The following is a 16,482-nucleotide window of genomic DNA, read 5'->3' on the forward strand; positions in this document are numbered from 1 at the left end:
AACCCGATCCCTGATCGCCTACGACCACTAACCAAGATCGGAATTACTCATCTAGGTGTGCTCGGAGATCAGCACCGCGCGGGTGCCCGGCTCCAGGGCCTGGAAGATGTGCTCCACGTCGCCCGGGTAGGCGATGTAGTCGCCGGGGGCGAGTTCCACCGGCTCGTCGGTCAGGCCCACCAGGGCGCGGCCCGCGCTGAGCACTACATGCTCGACCACGCCGGGCATGTGCGGGTCCGAGCGGCGCGGCGGGCCCGGCTCGGCGGCGATGCGGAAGATGTCGCGGCGCGCGTTCGGCGGACAGGATGCCACGAGCGTTGCCACGTAGTCCGAGCGCTCCGAGTAGAACGTCGGCCCCTCGTCGGCGCGGATGACCTGCACCTGCGGCCGCACCGGTTCGACCAGTCGCGCGAAGGGCACGTCCAGCACCACGCTGAGCGCCCACAGCGTTTCCACGCTCGGGTTGCCGCTACCGGATTCCAGCTGGGACAACGTCGACTTGGCGATACCCGCCCGCTTGGCGACCTCGCTGAGGGACAGCCCGGTGCGGGCGCGTTCCCGTCGCAGGGAAGCCGCGATGACGTCCAGTGGTGCGCCGCGCTCGGCCATGCGTGTTCGCTCCAGAAGTCCGGTTGTTCGCCTTGACGAACGCTTTGTCGGTGTTCAGTATGGAAGGTGATGCGTACGATATACCGAACACTCGACCATCGCCTGCTGCGCGACGTCGCCCTGGTGGCGCTGGCCGACGGGGTCGTCGGCGTCTCCTACGGCGCCATCAGCACCGGGTCCGGCTTCGGCGCCTGGCTGCCGGTGGTGATGTCGTTGCTGGTGTTCGCCGGCGCGGCCCAGTTCCTGTTCGTCGGGCTGGTGGCCGCGGGCGGCAGCCCGTTCGCGGCGGCGGTCGCCGGGCTGCTGGTCAACAGCAGGCACCTGCCGTTCGGCATGGCGGTCAGCGAGGTGCTCGGCCGCCGCGGGCGCATCCTGGGCAGCCACCTGATGACGGACGAGAACGTGGCGTTCGCGCTGGCGCAGGAGGACGCCCCGCGCCGTCGCACCGCCTACTGGGCCTGCGGGATCGCCATCTTCGTGGCCTGGAACCTTGGCGTGGTCGCGGGCGCCTTCGCGGGCACGGTCATCGGCGACACCGACGCGTTCGGGCTGGACGCCGCTTTCCCGGCCGTGTTGCTCGCGCTGGTGCTGCCGTCGCTGAAGGACCGCGGCACCCGGCACGCGGCGCTGGCCGGCGCGGTGGTCGCGCTCGCGGCCACCCCGTTCCTGCCCGCGGGCCTGCCGGTGCTGCTCGCGCTGGCCGGGGTGCTGGTCCTGGTGGTGCGGCGATGACCCTGCTGATCGCGATCGCGGTGCTCGCCGCGGGCACTTTCGCGTTCCGGTTCGCCGGGCCGTTGCTGCAGTCGAGGATCCAGCTCTCGCCCAGGGTGCAGAACCTGATGGCGGTCTCGGCGACGGTCCTGCTGGTCGCCGTGGTGGCGACGAGCGCGCTCGCGGAGGGCCACGGTTTCGCCGGGTTCGCCCGCCCGATCGGGGTTGCCGTCGGCGGCGTGCTCGCCTGGCGGAAGGCGCCGTTCCTGGTGGTGGTCGTCGCCGCCGCGGCGGTCACCGCGCTGCTGCGGCTGGCCGGCGTGCCCTAGCCCTGCCAGGGACGCACGGAACCCCAGCCCCACACCGGCATCGGCTCGTCGACGGCGGGGCGCGCGCCGGGACGCGAGAAGAACACCGCCAGCCGGGTGCCCCACTCCAGGTAGGCGACGAACGCCGAGCGGAACTCCGGGTCCGACGGCAGGCCCACCTCGTCCGCGGTCTCCAGCAGGAGGCCGATCCAGCGGCGGCGCTGCTGTTCGGTGATCGCCTTGCCGAGGTGCTTCGACACCATGTGGCGGTGACCACCGCGGCGCGTGCTGTAGTCCTTCGGACCGCCGAACACCTCGCCGACCCACTGCGCGACGTGCTGCGCGTGCTCGGCGTCCATGCCGGCGAACAGCGGCGCGAGCAGGTCTTCCGCAGGCACTTTCCGGTAGAAGGCGGTGAACAGCTTCTCGAACGCCTCGGCGCCGCCCGCCCACTCGTACAGGCTCGGCAGCGGACTGCCGATGTCGACGGGTTCGTAGTGGCGCATTTCCTCGATGGCGTCGACGAAACCGCGGACCTCGGCGAAGAAGGGCGGGAAGTGCGGGCCCTTCCGGAAGCCGGTCAGGTGCGCGTCGGCGGAGGTCCAGGTCAGCCGGACGACGTAGCACTGCGGTTCGTCCACGCAGCGGGTCATCTCGAAGTCGTGGCACTCGGGAGCGGCGGCCAGGTGCGCGGACGCGCGCCGGTAGGCGTCCTCGAATTCCGCGCCCTGCCCGGCGGGAATCCGGTACCGGATGTATTCGGTGAGCATCGGTCAAGTCGAGCACCTGTGCGCTGGCCCGGCAAGTACGTACTTTGTGGTGCGTGGACACGACTCGCACGCGCTACCACTGCCCGGTCGAACTCGCCGTCGACGTCATCGGCGGCAAGTGGGCCGTGGTGGTGCTGGCGTACCTGAAGGAGCGCGACCACCGGTACGGCGAGCTGCGCAGGCGGATGCCGGGGATCAGCGAGAAGGTGCTGACTACGCGGTCGCGGGAACTGGAGGCGGCCGGGCTGGTGGAGAGGTTCGTGCACGACGGCGCGGTCCGTTCGGTCACCTACCGGCTGTCCGCGGAGGGCACCGAGCTGGCCCCGGCGCTGCAGATCCTGCACGACTGGGGACAGCGCCGGGCCGAACGGGAGGGGGTGCGCATCGAACCGGCCGGGTAGCGGCGGTTCCGGTCAACCGTGCAGCCGGTTGGCCTCCGCGCGGATCGCTTCCGACAGCGCCGCCGTGGGGCCGCGTGGGGTGGTCGAGCGGGTGGTCAGCAGGAACTGCACCTCGCCCGGGTCGGGCAGTCCGTGGCCGGCCGGCAGCTCCACCAGCCCGGCCGGGATCAGGCTCCGCGCGAACACCACGACACCGAGACCGGCGAGCGCCGCGGCGCGGAGGCCGTTCAGGCTGCCGCTCGTGCAGACGATGCGCCACGGCTTTCCGTTGTCCTGCAACGACTCCAGTGCCCTGGCGCGGGTGATGCTCGGCGGCGGATACGCGATCAGCGGCACCGGCGCGCCCGGCTCCAGCTCGAACCCCTCGCGCCCCACCCACACCAGCGGATCCGTCCACAACGGACTTCCCGCCTCGTCGCCCGCGCGGCGCTTGCCCAGCACCAGGTCCAGCTCGCCCGCGCGCAGCTTTTCGTAGAGCACACCGGACAGATCCACCGTCAGTTCGAGGTCCACCAGCGGATGCAGCCGCCGGAACTCGCGCAGGATCTCCGGCAGCGGCCCGACCACGAAGTCCTCCGAGGCGCCGAACCGCACCCGCCCGCGCAACTCCGGCCCGGCGAAGTAGGCCAGCGCCCGCTCGATGTCCTCCAGGATCGTCCCGGCGAACCCGATCATCGCCTCACCGTCCGGCGTCAGCGACACCGAATGGGTGTCGCGCAGCAGGAGTTGCTGCGAGGTCGCCTCTTCGAGCTTGCGCACGTGCTGGCTCACCGTCGACTGCCGCAGCCCGAGCCGCTGCCCGGCGCGCGTGAAGCTGCGCGTCTCGGCCACCGTCAGGAACGTCCGCAGCCACACGGGATCGAGCACACCGGCCTCCATCGCGAATCGCGATAGCAGTTATGCCCTTCATCATACTTCACAATCGGCCCGGTCCGGCGGACCATCGGGAGCGTGAAAAGCCCCGCCGCGCTCCTCGCCAAGCTCCGCATCGACCCGTTCATCATCGGCATCCTCGCCGCGGTCGGAGTCGCCTGCCTGGTGCCGGCGCGCGGCCAGGGCGCGGAGATCGCCTCCTGGGTCACCTCGATCGGCGTCGGCGCGCTGTTCTTCCTCTACGGCGCGCGCCTGTCCACCGCCGAGGCCGTGGCCGGCTTCAAGCACTGGCGGCTGCACCTGGTGATCCTGGCCACGACGTTCGTGCTGTTCCCGTTGCTCGGCCTGACCACCAAGCTGCTCGTGCCGTCCGTGCTGACCCCCGCGCTGGCCGCCGGCGTGATCTTCCTGTGCACGCTGCCCTCGACGGTCAACTCCTCGATCGCGTTCACCTCGATCGCCAAGGGCAACGTGGCCGCCGCCATCTGCGCCGCGTCGTTCTCCAGCCTGCTGGGCATCGTCATCACCCCGCTGCTGGTCGGCCTGCTGCTGCACAGCACCGGCAACGGCTTCTCGCTCGACGCGGTCACCTCGATCGTGCTGCAGCTGCTCGTGCCGTTCGTCGCCGGGCAGATCGCGCGGCGCTGGATCGGCGGGTTCATCACGCGCCACAAGAAGGTCCTCGGCCGCGCCGACCGCACAGTCATCCTGATGGTCGTCTACGCGGCGTTCAGCGAGGGCGTCGTGGCCGGGATCTGGCACCAGCTGACGCCGCTCGCGCTCGGCGGGCTGGTGGTCGTCAACCTCGCGTTGTTCTACATCGTGTTCTGGACCCTCAAGCTGGTCACGCCGAAGCTGGGCTTCGGCCGCGCGGACCGCGTGGCGATCATCTTCGCCGGGTCGAAGAAGAGCCTCGCCAGCGGACTGCCGATGGCCGCGGTCCTGTTCCCCGCGCAGACGGTCGGCCTGATCGTGCTGCCGCTGATGCTGTTCCACCAGGCCCAGCTCATGATCTGCGCGGTGCTCGCCAGGCGGTGGGGCGCCAAGGCGGGCGCGGACCAACCCGCTGCGGCCGCGGTGCGTTAGCCCTTCCCAGGTGGCGGACCTCATTTCCCACCTTTCGGACACCGGTTACCATTGCCCGCATGACGTCGGTGATCGAGCGCCTGCGAGGGGAGTCCCCGGCGTTCTCCATTGAGTTCTTCCCGCCGCGCGACGCGGCCGACGAAGCCGTGCTGTGGCGGTCGATCCGCGAGCTGGAGCCGCTGGACCCCGCCTACATGTCGATCACCTACGGCGCGGGCGGGTCGAGCCGGGACGGCACCATCCGCAGCATCGCGCGGGTGGCGACCGAGACCACGCTGGTGCCGATGGCGCACCTGACCGCGGTGGACCACTCCGTCGCCGAGCTGCGCAACGTCATCGGCTGGTACGCCGCAGTCGGCGTGCGCAACATCCTCGCGCTGCGCGGCGACCCGCCGGGCGACCCGTACGGCGAGTGGGTGCCGCACCCGCAGGGCCTGAGCTACGCCGAGGAGCTGGTCGCGCTCGTCCGCTCGCTCGGCGACTTCTGCGTCGGCGTCTCCGCGTTCCCCTACGGCCACCCGCGCTCGCTCGACCTGGACACCGACACGAAGTACCTGGTGCGCAAGTTCCGCGCAGGCGCCGACTTCGGCATCGCCCAGCTGTTCTTCGAGGCCGAGGACTTCCTGCGGCTGCGCGACCGGGTCGCCGCCGCGGGCTGCGACGCGCTGGTCATCCCCGGCGTGATGCCGCTGACCACGCCGCGCACCCTGCACACCACGATCCGGCTGTCCGGCGCGCCCGCGCCGCAGCGGCTGCTGGACCGGCTCGAACCGCTGGCCGGCGACCCGAAGGCGTTCCGCGCCGAGGGCCTGGACGTGGTCACCGAGCTGTGCGAGCGGCTCATCGCCGAAGGCGTGCCGGACCTGCACTTCTACACCTTCAACCGGTCCAAGGCGACCCGCGAGGTGGTCCACCGGCTCGGCCTGGTGCCCGCTCGCGCGTAAACCCGGTTGCCGCGCCAGGTAGGTTGCATCCATGGGCGTGCACCAGATCTGTGACCAGTTCGTCGAGGACTTCGCCGCCGCGCACCCCGTCGCGGCGACCGAGATGGGCATCCCGGGCTACGACGACCAGCTCACCGACTACTCGCCGGAGGGCTACGCCGCCCGCGCCGCGCTGGAGCGGCGGGCGCTGGAGGCCGTCACCGCCGCCGAGCCCGCCGACGCGGGGGAGCGCGCGGCCAAGGCCGTGTTCACCGAGCGGATCGGGCTGGACCTGGAGATCCACGACGCCGGCCTGGACGTCGCGTCGCTGAACGTCATCGCGAGCCCGGTGCAGGACCTGCGCATGGTGTTCGACCTCATGCCCACCGACACGCCCGAGCAGTGGGCGACCATCGCCAAGCGCCTGGCGAAGGTCCCGGACGCGGTCGACGGCATCCGCGCGTCCCTGCTCGCCGCCGCCGAAGCCGGCAACGCGCCCGCGCTGCGCCAGGTCACCAAGGTCGCCGAGCAGGCCGAGACGTGGGCCGGGCTGTCCGGGGAGACCGGCTTCTTCCAGAACATGATCGCCGGCGCGCCCGACGGTGCGCCGCGCGCGGACCTCGACCGCGGTGCCCGCGCCGCCCAGGAGGCCTACGCCGAGCTCGCCGGGTTCCTGCGGGCCGAACTGGCGCCGAAGGCCCGCGCGAAGGACGCCGTCGGCGAGGACGCCTACCGGCTCTGGTCGCGGTACTTCATCGGCGCGAAGCTCGACCCGCGCGAGTCCTACGAGTGGGGCTGGGCCGAGTTCCTGCGGCTGGAAGCCGAGATGAAGGCCGTCGCCGAGCGCATCGCGCCGGGCGGCACGCTCGCCGACGCCGCCGCGGCGCTGGACGCGAACCCGCGCTACCAGGTGCGGGGCCGGGACGCGTTCCAGCGGTGGATGCAGGAACTGTCCGACACCGCGCTGGCCGACCTGCGCGGCAAGCACTTCGACATCCCGGACCCGCTGATGGCCCTGGACTGCCGCATCGCCCCGCCCGGCGGCGGCGCCGGCGCGTACTACACGGGCCCGAACGAGGACTTCACCCGTCCCGGCACCATGTGGTGGTCGCTGCCGCCGGGCCGCGACGAGTTCACCACCTGGCGCGAGGTCAGCACCGTCTACCACGAGGGCGTGCCGGGCCACCACCTCCAGATCGCCACCGCCGTGCACGAGCAGTCGCTCAACCGGTTCCAGCGGCTGCTGGCGTTCACGTCCGGGCACGGCGAGGGCTGGGCGCTCTACGCCGAGCGGCTGATGCAGGACCTCGGCTACCTCGCCGACGACGGCGACCTGCTCGGCATGCTGTCCGAGCAGCTGTTCCGCGCCGCGCGGGTGATCGTCGACTTCGGCATGCACCTGGAGCTGGAGATCCCGTCCGGCACCGGCTTCCACGAGGGCGAGCGGTGGACGCCCGACCTCGGCCTGGAGTTCATGCTGACCCGCACGATCACCGACGAGCCGCTGGTGCGCGACGAGATCAACCGCTACCTCGGCTGGCCCGGCCAGGCCCCGGCGTACAAGCTGGGGGAGCGCCTGTGGATCGAGGCGCGTGAGGACGCGCGCAAGCGCCAGGGCGACGCGTTCGACCTCAAGGACTTCCACACGAAGGCCCTCCGCCTGGGCGGCATGGGCCTCGACACCCTCCGCGAACAGCTCGCCGAACTCGACTAGGGGAGTTTCAACCATGGCTTGCGTGGCGGTGCGGGTAGCGGCCCCTCCCGCCAGCCCACCACCACCCTCAACGGACGCGCTCCGCGCGACTGGCTCGATTCCAGGCGGCCCCTGGCTGTGGGATCGCCTCCTCATGAATGCCGATTCACCACCTCGGCGCTGTCCTCGCCAGGAACCACCTCAGAACCCGCGGCGGTGCCGGCTGATGGCCCCACCGCAAGCGGCTCCGCCGCTTAGGAACAACGACTGAAGGACATCGTGATGCACCGGGTCTTCCTCGTCACCCCGCCGCCCCCGGCCTAGCGGGGCGGTCGCTTCTCGCCGCACTTCTGCGGCGCCACAAGGCATCACGGGTTTCGTGATGTCGCATCGCCCCGCGTCCACGGCATTGTCCACATCAGACGCAGGAGCGAATTTCCCATGTCCGTTTCCGTCGAGGCGCCCGCGCGCGCCCGATCGTCGTTGACCCTGCTCGTCGCCGGGGTGCTGTGGGGCACCGGCGGCCTGTCCGGGTCGCTGCTCGCCACCCGCGGTGGTCTCTCCGCGATTTCCGTTGCCACATACCGGTTGCTGCTCGGCGGCGCCGCGCTCGTGGTCTTCCTGTGGCTCTCCCGCGGCCTCCGCGGGATGGTCTGGACCAAGCCGGTGGTCCGCCGGATCGCCCTGGCCGGCGGGCTACTCGGCTCGTTCCAGGCGGCGTACTTCGCGGCGGTCACGCTGACCTCGGTCGGCACCGCGACGATGGTCACCATCGGCAGCGTGCCGGTCTTCGTCACCGCCGTCACGGCCGTCCGCGCCCGCCGCCTGCCCGGCCCGCTGACCCTGGTCTCGGTCGCGCTCGGGCTGGCCGGGCTCGCGCTGCTGTCCGCCACCCCCGGCCAGGGCGGCTGGCGGCTGCTCGGCGGCGTGGCGTTCGCACTGGCCGCCGGCGCCGGCTTCAGCGTGCTGACGCTGGCGCTGCGCCGTCCCGTCGAAGGCCTGGACTACCAGCGCACCACCGCGTTCGGGCTGCTCACCGGCGGGCTCTTGCTGCTGCCAGCCGGGCTGGTCCTCGGCATGGCGCTGCCGCTGCGGCTGGACGTCCTCGCGGTCGCGCTGTACTTCGGCGTCGTGCCGACCGGCCTGGGGTACGTGCTGTACTTCCGCGTCCTCGGCGCCGCGCGGCCCGTCGTGGCGGCGCTCGCGACCCTGCTGGAACCGCTCACCGCGGCGATCCTGTCCGCCGTCGTCCTGCACGAGGACCTCGGCGTCCAGGGCTGGTGCGGCGCCGCACTGCTCGGCGCCGGACTGCTGGTGGGCTACCTGCGGTCCTGAGGCTCCAGCGGCAGGGTGCGGCCGAGGATGGCGAACGGGCGTGGATCACCGGCGAAGTGGTAGTCGCGCAGCGCGTCGACGAAACCCAGGCGCCGGTACAGCTTCCACGCCCGGCTCGGCCCCTCCGGCGTGGACAGCAGGACGTGCCGGTTGGGCACGCCGTCGAGCAGGCGGCGCAGCAGGTCCTCACCGATCCCGCGGGCCTGGCTCGCCGGGCGGACGTGGATCTCGGTCAGCTCGAAATAGTCGGCCAGCCACTGCTGGGCGAGCTGCTCGCCGCCCGCGGAGGTCAGCCCGCGCCGCACCTGCTCGTGCCACCACTGGCCGGGCGCGCCCCGGTAGCCGTAGGCGATGCCGAGCATCGTGCCCTCGGCGTCGAACGCGGCGATGCAGCGCCAGCCCTCGCGCAGGGCGTGCGTGAGCCACATCGGGGCGCGCTGCTCGGCCGTGCCCGGCGGGTAGCGCATCGCCTCGACGTAGATGGCGAGCGCTTCCCGCAGGCGGGTGCGGAAGTCGTCGGCGGACAGCTGGGTGTAGTGCAGGGACGTGGTCATGACGCGACGTCCGCGGGCTGTCCGCCGGTGACGGCGACGAGGTCGGCGAAGGTGGTCGGGAAGACCGACTTGGCGTGCCCGGCCGCGGCCCACACGGTGTCGTAGGCCTGTAGCGCGGTGTCGACGAGAGTGAGCACCGGGGCCGGGTGCCCGACCGGGGCGACGCCGCCGATGGCCTGCCCGGTGTGCTCGCGCACGAACGCCGGGTCGGCCTTCTCCACCGACTCGGCACCGACCAGCGCGGCGAGGGTGTCCGTGTTGGCCCGGTGGGCGCCCGAGGTCAGCGACAGCAGCGGGACGGTGCGGTCGGCGAACACCGCGCGGAAGACGAGGCTGTTGGCGATCGCGCCGGTCTCGACGCCGAGGGCCTCGGCGGCCTGCGCGGCCGTGCGCACCTCGGCCGGCAGGATGCGGATGCCGGCAGCGGCGTCGTGCTTGCCCGCCTCGGCGAGCGCGGCAGCGACCTTGGCCACCGCCGGATGGTCCAGGCTGCTCATACCGATATGAGATCACGGGCCGCGGCCGGTGGCGACGCGTATCCCCGCCCAGTCGTCCGGAGCGGCCCGGGAGTTCCCGGCCGTGGGACTTTTCACGCCCGCCCGTCGGGCGTGTTTTTCCTTGTCCGCCAACGATATCGTGAGCCGATCCGTGCGAAAGGTGGCCCCGCATGTTCTCCTCCCCGGCATGGCTCGGCTGGTCGCTGGCCGGCCTGTTCACGGTGCTCGCGGTCTTCTCCCTGATCCAGGTCCTCGCCCCGGCGGCCCGGTCGTGGGCGGCGTGCTGCGACGGGGTGACCGGCGACCGCGAGTCCGCGCTCGCGCACTCGGTGATGGCCGTGGCGATGGCGCTGATGTTCGTGCCGTGGGGGAACTCCGTCCCGGCGATCGCCTGGAACGTCGTGTTCGTGGCGATGGCCGCCTGGTTCGCGGCCACGCTGTTCCGCGCCGCGCCCGGCCTGCCGCGGTGGCGCTCCGCGGCGACGCACCACCTGCTGGGCGCGGTGGCGATGCTCGCGATGGTCAGCGCCATGGGCGGCGCGCCCGCGGCGAGCGGTGACCACGGCGGCCACTCCAGCGCGTCCGCCGGGTTCCTGCTGCCCGCCGTGATGGCCGGTCTGGTCGTGTACTTCGCCGCCGACACCGCCCTGTCCGGGTGGCGCGCGGTGCGGGGCGGGCCCGGCGGCCGTGGCACGGGCGCCGCGCGGGCCGTGATGGGCGCCGGCATGGCCGCGATGCTCGTGCCGATGCTCTAAACGGGTTGAGTCTCCCCTAGCTGGAGGCTTTAGCGTCGCGCCCATGACGATCACGGTTCTGGACACCTACCCCGCCATGCGGCGGATCCTGCGCGCCCCGCGGGAGGAGCGGGCCGCGCTGCTCGAAGCGATGCTGCGGCCCGCCGCAGGCATGTACCGCTACTTCCCCGGCGAGGTGGACCTCGTCGCGATGCACCGCATGGGCTCGGGTTTCCCGCTCGACCGCGACGAGGACCGGTGCCTGGAGGCGCTGGAGGCGCTGCACGACGCGGATGCGTGGGGCCGGATCGAGCGCGCGCTGCGCGACGCCGTCGCCGTGCAGCTGGAGGCGACCCCGGAGCTCGCGGTGCCCGGCATCACCGTCCTGATCGTCCTCGGCGACCCCGGTGACGAGCACTTCATGGGCACGAGCCTGGGCATGACGGCCAACGGCAGCGTGTCCGGCTACCTGTTCCTCAACTTCTGGCCGTTCCCGGAGAACCTGGCGCGGCTGGAGGCGACCGCGGTCCACGAGCTGAACCACAACCTCCGCTACTCCAGCGGCGGCGTGGTCTGGGACCCGGCGACGGTCACGGTGGGGGAGCAGGTGGTGTCCGAGGGCCTGGCGGACGCGTTCGCCCGCCAGTTGTACGGCGACGAGCTCGGCTACGCCCGCGTCGGCGTGCCGCACCTGCACGACGACGCGGTGTTCGCCAAGGTCGTCTCCGGCTTGGAGGTGACCGGCATGCAGAACTTCACCGCGTGGGTGCACGGCGACGCGCACGCGATCCGGTACGGCGCCACGCCGGTCGGACTGCCCACCGGCGCCGGTTACGCCGTGGGCAACCGGCTGGTCGACGCGTACCTGGCCGCGACGGGGCGCACCGCGGCGCAGGCGCTGCTGGTGGACAGCCGGGAGGTCATCGACACCGCCCTCAGCTCGATGAACGCCGCCCCCGGACGATGACCCCGGCGACGGCGGCGACCACGACCACGGCGAGGACGATCCACGCCCAGGCCGGGAAGCCGCCGTCGTCCGGCGTCTCGGCCGCCTGCTGCGTCGCGGGAGCCGGCGCGGGCGACGAGGGCACGGCTGACGACGGTGTGGAGGCGGGCGCCGTGAGCGAGAAGTTGATCCGGCCGCTGATCGGGTCGCCGTCGGCCGCGACGATCGACCAGGTGAGCACGTAGGCCCCGGCGGGACCGGACGGCTGGACCGGCGCGGTGAGGGTCCGCTCGGTCACCGTCGCCGGGCCGACCTGCCACTGCGCGCCGTCCGGGCCGGTGATCCGGATCGGGTCGACCGGGAGCGTGAACGCGCCGCCGAACTTGAGGCTCACCTGCCGCGGCGCGGTGGACAGCGCCGCGCCTTCGGCCGGGTCGCTGCTCTGCAGCGTGGTGTGGGCCGATGCGGCGGGCGCGGCGGCCAGCAGCGCCGTGCCGGCCAGTGCGAGCGCGACGGACAGACGCCGGACGAGCATGGGCGCACCTTCCTGGGGGAGTCGGGTGTGGGAGGCCCGTGATCCACGTCGTCCGCGAACGCGGGAAAGTTCCCGCGGCATTGAACCACTTTCCCGCGCGTTGTGCGGGGGGTGTGTGACACCGGGCAGGTGGGCTGGGCGGCGGACCGGCCCGGCGTGACGTCGTGCAGGTCGCCGGGTCCCCGGGGCGAGTTCCGCGGAATTTCCGTTCTGACCCGATCGTGTGATCGAACGCGCTGGAGTGCGGCACACCACGTCATTCCAGGACTTGAACGAACAGGTGTTCGAAGCTACGCTGGAACTCGCTCGAACAAGAGTTCGACATCCGGTGAGCGCTCGCCGGTCAGGCCACCCGGTGCCGGAACGGGGGAAGCGTTTCGGCACCGGGGGCCGCCACCAGCACGTTGTTCCGAGGGAGGGGCAATGTCCATTGCCGTCGCATCCCACGCCGAGGAGAGGCAGCCGGCGCTGCCGCTACCGGTCCGTCCTCCGGCGGCACCCGCCGCCACGGCCCTGCTCGCCGACGCCCGGCGGGGCCTCGCCGAGGCCCGGCACGCCGCCCAGCCGGCGCCCAGGTTCATCGCGGCGTACCTGGCCGCGCTCCGCGCGGGCGCCGCGGTGCTCGCGGCGAGCGGCCGTCCGCACCGCGGCCGGGCCCGCCCGGCCAGCGTCTGGGTGCTGCTCGAGACGGCGGCGCCCGAGCTGACCGACTGGACGGCGTACTTCGCCGCGCACTCGGCGGCCCGCGCCGCCGCGCAGGCGGGCAACACCCGCCGGATCACCCCCGAACGGGCCGACGAGCTGCTGCGCCAGTCCGCGTTGTTCGTCGAGCTGGCCCGCGACCTCGTCCACGGGCGGACGCCCGTGACCCCGAGCCGGGTGCGGCAGTGCGACGCGCCGCCGACCCTGAGGAAGGCGTCCCGAAGGCGATGACCGGGCAAGCACTCGTCGACCACGGCCGCCTGCTGGACGTGCTGGGCGCCGAGGTCGACCGGCTCACCGCGACGGCGCGGGAGGCGGCGCCGGACACGCCGGTGCCCACCACACCCGGTCTCACGATCGGCGAGGTGGTCCGGCACGTCGGCGGCGTCTACCGCGTCGCCACGGGCTGGATGACCGAGGGCAGGCGCCCCTCGGACTGGCAGCGGGACCCGGCGGACGGCCAAAGCGGTGAGGAGTACCTGCGGGAGGGGTTCGCGGCGCTGTACCGCGAGCTGACCTCGCACGACCCCGCCGAGCACGCGGCCAGTTGGTGGCCCGCCGACCGCACCTACGGGTTCTGGTGCCGCCGCATGGCGCACGAGACCACGGTGCACCGGATCGACCTCCAGAACGCCGCGAACCGGATCGTCACCGAGGTCGACGAAGACGTGGCGATCGACGGCATCGACGAGATCCTGGCGCTGTGGTTCGGGCAGCGGCTGCCGATGCTCGGGCTGTCCGGCACGTTCACCGGATCGGTCGGGATCCGCACCGGTGGCCACGACTGGATCGCCCGCGCGGGGCCCGGTGAGACGGTCGCCTGGCGCTGTTCGGCCGCCGACACCGACAGGGCGAACGGACTGGTCACCGGTCCGCCGATGGCGGTCTACCAGTGGCTGTGGGGCAGGCTCGGGCACGGGTCGGTCACCTGGGAGCGGAGCGACGATTCGATCGGGCAGTTCTGGGCGCTGCTGCGCCTGGCGACGAAGTGAAAATTCCAGGACGTGGGGAAGCGTTGCTGGATATCGTCCCGGGCATGGCGACACGACTGGACAGCCTCGTGATCGACGCGAACCGGCCCCGGGAGCTGGCGGAGTTCTGGGCGCAGCTGCTCGGCTGGACGATCACCTTCGCCGACGACGAGGAGATCGACGTCGAGGCGCCCGGGGACGACGGCCTCCTGCTGGTCTTCGGCACCGTGCCGGAGGCCAAGGACCCGGCCGTGAAGAACCGGGTGCACCTCGACCTCGCCAGCACGTCGCCGTCGGACCAGGCGGCCAAGGTGGACCGGGCCCTGGCCCTCGGCGCGCGCAAGCGCGACATCGGCCAGGGCGCGGTCCCCTGGGAGGTGCTCGCCGACCCGGAGGGCAACGAATTCTGCGTGCTCGAACCGCGGCCCGGCTACACCACGACGGAGGCCATCGCGGCGGTCGTCGTGGACGCCCGCGATCCCTTGGCGCTGGCCGGTTTCTGGGGCGAGGCCGCGGGGTGGCGGATCGGCAACCAGGAGCCGGTGATCGTCGGGCTGCGCGCGCCGACCGGGCGCGGGCCGTGGCTGGAGTTCCTGCGCAGCGACGAGGCGAAGGCCGGCAAGAACCGGCTGCACCTGGACGTCGCGCCGTTCGCGGACGGCGACACCGCGGCCGAGGCGGACCGGTTGTGCGGGCTCGGCGCGCGGCGGATCGACATCGGTCAGGGCGACGTCCCGTGGGACGTGCTGGCCGATCCGGAGGGCAACGAGTTCTGCGTGCTGTCGCCGCGCTGAGTGTTTCGGCGCCGTTGCGGCGGCGGCCGGAGCCTGACACGGGCGAAACACACGCGTCCACGCTCGGCAACAACCGTGGGCGATCGTTATGGGATGTTGATTCGCACGCGAAGAGCGGTGCCGCAGCCGGTCGTCGAGGACGAGGTCTCGTCGGCCGTCTGGCGGGTCCGCATCCGGATGGACGACCACCCCGGCATGCTGGCGCGCATCGCGATCCGGATGGCCGACCTGGAGTGCAACATCCTGGGGCTGAACGTGCTCCCGGTGCCGGGCGGGGTGCTCGACGAGGTGGTGATCCGGCCCGCGACCGGGCTCACCAAGGAGCAGCTCGTCGCGGCGATCCAGGCCGAGGGGTGCGAGTGCTCGTGCATCACCGACGCCGACGTGCGCGAGCTGGTGGACGCCTCCGCCGCGACGCTCACCGCGGCCGCGCGGGCGGTCGACGACCCGTCGCGCCGGGCCGAGGTGCTGCGTGAGGTGCTGACCGCGGATCTCGTCACGGTCGTGCCGCTGGCCGAGGCCAACCCGGCGCGTGTCGAGGGCGGCCACCGGGTGGTGTTCGCGGTGGACGGGGAGACCGCGCTGGTAGCCCGGCGGCGGTGGGCGCCGTTCGTGCAGCTGGAACTGACCCGCGCGGAGGCGCTGCTGGGACTGCTGGACGGCGCGCGGCGCAACGTGTCCAGCCCGCTGGCCCTGACCTGCGCCGACGGCGCGGCGGTCGTGCTGCGCGAAGGCAAGCCGGCCGACGCCGAGGCGGTGTCCGCGATGCACGCGCGGTGCTCGATGACCACGCTCTTCGCGCGCTACCACACGGGGATGCGCACCATGCCGCGCCGCTGGCTGCACCGGCTGCTGGTGCCGCCGCGGGGGATGAGCCTGCTCGCGGTGTGCGGGCGCGAGGTGATCGGCGTCGGACAGCTCATCCCCGGCCCGACGGGCGAGATCGCCGAGGTGTCGCTGCTCGTCGAGGACGGCTGGCAGCGCAACGGCGTGGGCACCGCGCTGATGGGCCGCCTGGCGGAGATCGCCGCGGCGCGCGGCTGCCGCAGGCTGGTGGCGGTGTCACTGCCCGGGCGGGACGGCATCTACCGGACCGCGCGGCGGGCGGGACTGGCGCCGGAGCCGCCGGAGGAGGAGGGGCTGATGCGGATCGATCTGGAGGCCGCGGGTGCTCGGGTGCTGAGCGAGCTGTAGCCCGCGGCGACGGTCGCCGCAGTGATGGCTTCCGCGCGCTGTCGGCGCGGAAGCCGCGGGCGCGCCGCGAGATCGCTTTCCCACAACGCGCTGGGTCGCCCAAGAGCGCCGCGCGGGGAGGCCCGGGGCCGCGCTCGTCGCGGCCCTCACGACGCCCGGGGAGTGCCCGCCGAGGCGGTCGTGTCGTTGGCGGAGCTTCGCAGCCTTCCGGCGATGCCCAGCGCAGCGCCCACCGCGGCTCGCGGGCCACGCTCACCGGGCTCGCGGCCGCCTCTGCGCGGAGGTCAGCGGTTCCAGAACCAGTCCTTGTCACGCGCCTGCTTGAGCGCCTGCCGCTTCCGGTCCTTCTCCAGCCGGTCGAGGTAGAGCACGCCGTCGAGGTGGTCGGTCTCGTGCTGGAGGCACTGCGCCAGCACGTCCTCGCCCTCCACGGTGACCGGCTCGTTCCGCAGGTCGACGCCACGCACGACTGCGCGCTTCGCCCGGCGGGTCGGGAACCACAGCTCCGGCACGGACAGGCAGCCCTCGTTGATCTCGTGCGTCTCCTCGGACAGCTCGACGATCTCCGGGTTGATCACGTACCCGAACAGGTTGTCCACCTCGTAGCTGAACACCCGCAGGCTCACCCCGATCTGCGGCGCCGCCAGCCCCGCCCGCCCGTCCGGCCGCACGCTGTCCAGCAGGTCGGTCACCAGCTGCTCGAGCTTCTTGTCGAACGTGGTCACGGGATCGCAGACCGTCTTGAGCACCGGGTCGCCGAAGTACCGCAGCTCCCGCAACGCCATCAGGGTTGTCCTCTCACTCGTTCGGGTCACGAAAAGTAAATCGTGCTCGCCCGGAGTGAGC

General features: G+C 72.6%; 20 protein-coding genes. 13 read left to right on the forward strand and 7 right to left on the reverse strand.

The window, feature by feature from the left end; all coding sequences use genetic code 11:
* Nucleotides 1–51 precede the first annotated feature (51 nt).
* Complete coding sequence (locus tag L2C96_RS19025; protein WP_020419651.1) at nt 52–609, reverse strand: helix-turn-helix domain-containing protein; 558 nt, start codon at nt 607–609, stop codon at nt 52–54.
* Nucleotides 610–678: 69 nt separating this feature from the next.
* Between L2C96_RS19025 and L2C96_RS19030 the strand changes: the two genes are divergently transcribed.
* Both L2C96_RS19030 and L2C96_RS19035 read left to right on the forward strand, forming a co-directional pair.
* The gene (locus L2C96_RS19030) at nt 679–1,341 is read left to right on the forward strand and encodes an AzlC family ABC transporter permease (protein WP_237337206.1); all 663 of its coding nucleotides are present in this window, start codon (nt 679–681) and stop codon (nt 1,339–1,341) included.
* Complete coding sequence (locus L2C96_RS19035) at nt 1,338–1,649, forward strand: AzlD domain-containing protein (protein WP_237337207.1); 312 nt, start codon at nt 1,338–1,340, stop codon at nt 1,647–1,649. Before L2C96_RS19030 ends, L2C96_RS19035 begins: the two co-directional genes overlap by 4 nt.
* Here L2C96_RS19035 and L2C96_RS19040 read toward each other — a convergent pair.
* Nucleotides 1,646–2,398, reverse strand: a complete 753-nt coding sequence (locus L2C96_RS19040; protein ID WP_237337208.1) for a group II truncated hemoglobin — start codon at nt 2,396–2,398, stop codon at nt 1,646–1,648. The two genes, L2C96_RS19035 and L2C96_RS19040, sit on opposite strands and share 4 nt — an antisense overlap.
* 53 nt (nt 2,399–2,451) lie before the next feature.
* Here L2C96_RS19040 and L2C96_RS19045 point away from each other — a divergent pair, with 53 nt between their 5' ends.
* Nucleotides 2,452–2,799 (forward strand): winged helix-turn-helix transcriptional regulator, encoded by a 348-nt coding sequence (locus L2C96_RS19045; protein ID WP_237337209.1) that lies wholly within the window; start codon nt 2,452–2,454, stop codon nt 2,797–2,799.
* A gap of 12 nt (nt 2,800–2,811) precedes the next feature.
* Here the strand turns inward: L2C96_RS19045 and L2C96_RS19050 are convergent, their stop codons facing one another.
* Nucleotides 2,812–3,666 (reverse strand): LysR family transcriptional regulator, encoded by an 855-nt coding sequence (locus L2C96_RS19050; protein ID WP_237337210.1) that lies wholly within the window; start codon nt 3,664–3,666, stop codon nt 2,812–2,814.
* A gap of 84 nt (nt 3,667–3,750) precedes the next feature.
* Between L2C96_RS19050 and L2C96_RS19055 the strand changes: the two genes are divergently transcribed.
* The 4 genes from L2C96_RS19055 (at nt 3,751) to L2C96_RS19070 (ending at nt 8,709) form a co-directional block, all read left to right on the forward strand.
* Nucleotides 3,751–4,758, forward strand: coding sequence for a bile acid:sodium symporter family protein (locus L2C96_RS19055; RefSeq protein ID WP_237337211.1), 1,008 nt, complete (start codon nt 3,751–3,753; stop codon nt 4,756–4,758).
* Nucleotides 4,759–4,817: 59 nt separating this feature from the next.
* Nucleotides 4,818–5,702 carry a methylenetetrahydrofolate reductase gene (locus L2C96_RS19060; protein ID WP_020419644.1) on the forward strand — a complete coding sequence of 295 codons (885 nt, stop codon included), beginning with the start codon at nt 4,818–4,820 and terminating at the stop codon, nt 5,700–5,702.
* 31 nt (nt 5,703–5,733) lie between these two features.
* Nucleotides 5,734–7,395, forward strand: a complete 1,662-nt coding sequence (locus L2C96_RS19065; protein WP_237337212.1) for a DUF885 domain-containing protein — start codon at nt 5,734–5,736, stop codon at nt 7,393–7,395.
* Between the two features lie 420 nt (nt 7,396–7,815).
* Nucleotides 7,816–8,709, forward strand: a complete 894-nt coding sequence (locus L2C96_RS19070) for a DMT family transporter (protein ID WP_237337213.1) — start codon at nt 7,816–7,818, stop codon at nt 8,707–8,709.
* Here L2C96_RS19070 and L2C96_RS19075 read toward each other — a convergent pair.
* Nucleotides 8,694–9,263, reverse strand: coding sequence for a GNAT family N-acetyltransferase (locus tag L2C96_RS19075; protein ID WP_237337214.1), 570 nt, complete (start codon nt 9,261–9,263; stop codon nt 8,694–8,696). The genes L2C96_RS19070 and L2C96_RS19075 overlap by 16 nt on opposite strands.
* The gene (locus tag L2C96_RS19080) at nt 9,260–9,760 is read right to left on the reverse strand and encodes a YbaK/EbsC family protein (RefSeq protein ID WP_020419640.1); all 501 of its coding nucleotides are present in this window, start codon (nt 9,758–9,760) and stop codon (nt 9,260–9,262) included. Before L2C96_RS19080 ends, L2C96_RS19075 begins: the two co-directional genes overlap by 4 nt.
* A gap of 170 nt (nt 9,761–9,930) precedes the next feature.
* Between L2C96_RS19080 and L2C96_RS19085 the strand changes: the two genes are divergently transcribed.
* Both L2C96_RS19085 and L2C96_RS19090 read left to right on the forward strand, forming a co-directional pair.
* Entirely contained in the window at nt 9,931–10,515 is a 585-nt protein-coding gene (locus tag L2C96_RS19085) for a DUF5134 domain-containing protein (RefSeq protein ID WP_020419639.1), read from the forward strand.
* A gap of 43 nt (nt 10,516–10,558) precedes the next feature.
* On the forward strand, nt 10,559–11,461 hold the full coding sequence (locus L2C96_RS19090) for a DUF2268 domain-containing putative Zn-dependent protease (protein ID WP_237337215.1): 903 nt from the start codon (nt 10,559–10,561) through the stop codon (nt 11,459–11,461).
* Here L2C96_RS19090 and L2C96_RS19095 read toward each other — a convergent pair.
* Nucleotides 11,430–11,975, reverse strand: a complete 546-nt coding sequence (locus L2C96_RS19095; protein WP_237337216.1) for a copper resistance CopC family protein — start codon at nt 11,973–11,975, stop codon at nt 11,430–11,432. The two genes, L2C96_RS19090 and L2C96_RS19095, sit on opposite strands and share 32 nt — an antisense overlap.
* Nucleotides 11,976–12,398: 423 nt before the next feature.
* Between L2C96_RS19095 and L2C96_RS19100 the strand changes: the two genes are divergently transcribed.
* The 4 genes from L2C96_RS19100 (at nt 12,399) to L2C96_RS19115 (ending at nt 15,636) form a co-directional block, all read left to right on the forward strand.
* On the forward strand, nt 12,399–12,908 hold the full coding sequence (locus L2C96_RS19100; protein WP_237337217.1) for an SAV_6107 family HEPN domain-containing protein: 510 nt from the start codon (nt 12,399–12,401) through the stop codon (nt 12,906–12,908).
* A complete protein-coding gene (locus L2C96_RS19105; protein WP_020419635.1) occupies nt 12,905–13,669 on the forward strand; it encodes a maleylpyruvate isomerase family mycothiol-dependent enzyme in 765 nt (254 codons plus the stop codon). The genes L2C96_RS19100 and L2C96_RS19105 overlap by 4 nt, the downstream gene beginning before the upstream one ends.
* 44 nt (nt 13,670–13,713) lie before the next feature.
* Nucleotides 13,714–14,442 (forward strand): VOC family protein, encoded by a 729-nt coding sequence (locus L2C96_RS19110; protein ID WP_237337218.1) that lies wholly within the window; start codon nt 13,714–13,716, stop codon nt 14,440–14,442.
* A gap of 117 nt (nt 14,443–14,559) precedes the next feature.
* Nucleotides 14,560–15,636, forward strand: a complete 1,077-nt coding sequence (locus tag L2C96_RS19115; RefSeq protein WP_020419633.1) for a GNAT family N-acetyltransferase — start codon at nt 14,560–14,562, stop codon at nt 15,634–15,636.
* 284 nt (nt 15,637–15,920) lie between these two features.
* On the opposite strand, the gene def is transcribed toward L2C96_RS19115, so the two are convergent.
* On the reverse strand, nt 15,921–16,421 hold the full coding sequence (gene def / locus L2C96_RS19120) for a peptide deformylase (RefSeq protein WP_020419632.1): 501 nt from the start codon (nt 16,419–16,421) through the stop codon (nt 15,921–15,923).
* Nucleotides 16,422–16,482 lie beyond the last annotated feature (61 nt).

The organism is Amycolatopsis tucumanensis, assembly GCF_021654135.1.
GTDB classification, from domain to species: domain Bacteria; phylum Actinomycetota; class Actinomycetes; order Mycobacteriales; family Pseudonocardiaceae; genus Amycolatopsis_E; species Amycolatopsis_E tucumanensis.